At 32.4% G+C, this 3,117-nt stretch carries 6 protein-coding genes; 1 reads left to right on the plus strand and 5 read right to left on the minus strand.

Translation table 11 applies throughout. The annotated features are described in order from the left end of the window. Positions 1-88: 88 nt before the first annotated feature. Both ED2_RS14345 and relB read right to left on the minus strand, forming a co-directional pair. Complete coding sequence (locus ED2_RS14345; protein ID WP_005880058.1) at positions 89-355, minus strand: type II toxin-antitoxin system RelE family toxin; 267 nt, start codon at positions 353-355, stop codon at positions 89-91. Then, the gene (gene relB / locus ED2_RS14350) at positions 352-582 is read right to left on the minus strand and encodes a type II toxin-antitoxin system RelB family antitoxin (RefSeq protein WP_005880060.1); all 231 of its coding nucleotides are present in this window, start codon (positions 580-582) and stop codon (positions 352-354) included. The genes ED2_RS14345 and relB overlap by 4 nt, the downstream gene beginning before the upstream one ends. 216 nt (positions 583-798) lie before the next feature. On the opposite strand from relB, the gene ED2_RS15260 reads away from it, so the two are divergent. After that, the gene (locus ED2_RS15260; RefSeq protein WP_016176478.1) at positions 799-945 is read left to right on the plus strand and encodes a putative holin-like toxin; all 147 of its coding nucleotides are present in this window, start codon (positions 799-801) and stop codon (positions 943-945) included. Positions 946-1,179: 234 nt separating this feature from the next. Here the strand turns inward: ED2_RS15260 and ED2_RS14355 are convergent, their stop codons facing one another. The 3 genes from ED2_RS14355 to ED2_RS14365 all read right to left on the minus strand — a co-directional run bounded on the left by ED2_RS14355 (position 1,180) and on the right by ED2_RS14365 (position 2,693). Then, complete coding sequence (locus ED2_RS14355; RefSeq protein ID WP_016176477.1) at positions 1,180-1,398, minus strand: hypothetical protein; 219 nt, start codon at positions 1,396-1,398, stop codon at positions 1,180-1,182. A 171-nt stretch (positions 1,399-1,569) separates the two neighbouring features. Continuing rightward, positions 1,570-1,833, minus strand: coding sequence for a hypothetical protein (locus ED2_RS14360; protein ID WP_016176476.1), 264 nt, complete (start codon positions 1,831-1,833; stop codon positions 1,570-1,572). Between the two features lie 101 nt (positions 1,834-1,934). Further along, positions 1,935-2,693 carry a restriction endonuclease gene (locus tag ED2_RS14365; protein WP_060789925.1) on the minus strand — a complete coding sequence of 253 codons (759 nt, stop codon included), beginning with the start codon at positions 2,691-2,693 and terminating at the stop codon, positions 1,935-1,937. Positions 2,694-3,117 lie beyond the last annotated feature (424 nt).

The following is a 3,117-nucleotide window of genomic DNA, read 5'->3' on the forward strand; positions in this document are numbered from 1 at the left end:
CGCATAAAAAAAATCTAGTTAAATCTCTCAGTTCAAGAGTTTTAACTAGATTTCATCTATTTATTTTTTTATAAAAAGAAATAGTCTCTTAATCATAGACATTTCTTCGGTGTCCCACTTGAATAGCAATGACAACCATTTGATTATCTTCTATTTCTACCAACACTCGATATTTGCCAATCCGATAACGCCATTGCCCTGAACGATTGGCTGTCAACCCTTTCCCGAATTTTCTCGGGTCATCAACGCCATCAATATGTTGATACAGCCATCGAACAATCAATGTAGCTTGATATTTGTCCATTTTACGAAGTTGTTTCTGAATTTCAGGCGTGAATTCTAAATGATAGGTCACTTTAGTCCTCCAAATTCATTCAGTATTTCTTCCATGGATACAGTTGGCTTCCCACTTTCTATCCAATGTTTATGGGCAATTTCAGCTGTTTGTCGATCATATTCATCTTCTAATTGTTCCATCGAATAGGTTTTTAATAGTTCAGATAAAGTAATTCCATAAAATTCCGCCATATAAGAAAGCCATTCTTTTTCAGCATCACTCACACGTACAGTAATCATAGCCATGTTATCGCCTCCATTTGTATCACATTGTAATACAGATTAATCAAACTGTCAATTCTTGTGTCATTTATTTTTGGCTATTTTAACATTTCTAGGCAAAAAAATAGATCTAGTTATACTTGAGTTTTCAAGTTGATAACTAGATCTATATTCTATAATTATTACTAGACAGTAAAGTTTAATGACGGTGGCTATCCATTCAAAAGTGAGGTGGTGCTTATGCACATAATCTCAAACTTTAGAGAAAGGAGACGCCTTTTGTCTGTTGAAACAGTGTTAGGGCTAATGATTAGTTTCGGTTCGTTTACCGCAACGTTGATCTTCGGCATCCTAACCTTAGTCAACAAAAATGACAAAAAGAAATAGCCGTCACTTTAGCGAGCCGACTAGCTATTTCTTTTTAAGATATTTAGTTTAATTGCAACCGTCTTTAGCAGTGCTATCAAAAGGGAACTGTTGACGCAGTTCCTTTTTTCATGTTTATTATATCATCGCTTTCCTTACTTTTTCAATTTTTAAAACGATTTGACCTTATTTGGTGATTCTTAGATATCGATAAAGTTAAGCTTACAAATAGATAACTTCCACTAAACGCAGCATTCAATTATTATCATGACCATCATCTTCTCCAATTGATTTCATTTCTTTTTTTAAACTCCAAAAAGAAGCAATACCAACAATCATTCCAGCAATACCTAAAAATGTCCAAAAATATCTTTTTTGAAGAAGTAAAATGACCGAGAAGATAGCCATGATAATTGAGCAAAATGTACCTATATTGATCAAATGATTGATTTTTTCTTTGGTTTTTCTTCGCATCCTATCATGCTCCTATTACGCTAAAATATAATTGCCATCTTTATCCTTAGAACAATTTTTTCTAAAGAATCCTCCCAATAGTTATATTGTCTTATCGAACAATATAACTAAAAGTGTTAGATTAATTCCAATTGACTGCACCTTTTAAGATTCTATTCATTCGTCCAATATCTATCGCTGTAAATTTTCTTTCGAGTACAAGTTTTTCTGTGTATTTCCAGATACCTGAGCTTTATCTTTTGTTTTCTGAGAAGCATTGGAAGCAATAGCATGAAATGATTGTTGGTCAGATTTCGCAACTGTTTGACTTGGGGCTTTTTGTAATTTTTGGAGTGCAACTAGTTCTTCTTTATCAAAAAATATGGCATTTCTTCGTTCTAATATCTTCGCTGGCTTTCCTATGTTTGTTTCTTTATTCTGTTCATTTTTTTCCATGTTCAACGCTCCATTCCAAGCTTATTTTCAACTAAGTATACAGAAGAAAAGGTTTTTCCGATGAACTCCTTTTTCATTCTGAAGGAAAAAGCGTTTTCGTTTCAACGATTCTTGATACTCTCTGTATGTCCACAATAAGCTACACAAGCATTAAAGTATTGCCCCGTTGTCCCATTCTGGCGTGGTATCATAATTCCTTTGTTGCATTTAGGACAAATTTTTATATTTTTAGGCAATGAATTCAATACTTGATATTTCAGCATCGTTTCCGGGATCAACTGATTTAACAGCTTTAAAAGTTCATATCTGTCATACCACTCGATTTTATGTGCTTTTTCATTTTCTGTTATTTGTTTATAAGCATAACTATTAAAAAAAGACGAAGTGATAAACATCTTTTTAGTCCAGTTTTTATCAGATATTCCTGCGAAATTTTTTACATCATTATCAGAGATCAATCGTTCATTCCTTGTACTATTTAAGCGCTTTGATTTTGCTTGAACCGCTATACGCTCATTTTCTTTAGTTAAAATCAAATCCACACCACCATCGCCAGTATATACACGCTTATCCTTCATAACCCTTTTCTTAGTGATTTCGACTTCATACCCCGCCAATCTAAACACTGCGGCTAAAAATCTCTCAAAATGATCCCCTTGTCTCACTCGATCTCGAATACTACTTCCAAAATCCCTATCCATATCGCTTATGAAATCTACAACAATTCTTTCATCATTGTTTAGTAAGAAAGATACTTCTTTCAATCCCTTTTTTTCTTCTGGGATAATTTCTTGAGCATCTATTCCATCTTCTGTCTTACTAGATTTTCCATTTAACTTCTGTAAAAATTTTAGAACCAATTTATTGTCTCCCTTCACAAAGTTATATATCACTTTTTATTGTAAATTAATAACAAGAGTATTAATTTGTTTGATCAAAAAAAAATGCTCTTTTTGCGAAAGAATATGCTTTTTTTGACGAAGGAGCCAACTCTTTTATAAGCAAGTCATCTCTACAAAAAAATATCCTCTAGTACGTGGAATTTACTAGATGATACACTTCTATCGAAGCATATAGAGTATTTAAGAAACATTACTACAAAAATGAACTAGAATTACTTCTTTATTTATCATAGAACTTAGTTTTACATAGAAGGCATAGCTCTCATTAGCTTATTTGTCACATAAAAATAAATTATGATATTTTAGAAAAGCTATATTCTCTTTTTTCAACGATCTTCAGCAATTTTTCTTTATCTTCAGGTAACTCAAGTTCATGAATTCT

Source organism: Enterococcus durans NBRC 100479 = LMG 10746 (assembly GCF_001544215.1).
Classification (GTDB): Bacteria; Bacillota; Bacilli; order Lactobacillales; family Enterococcaceae; genus Enterococcus_B; species Enterococcus_B durans.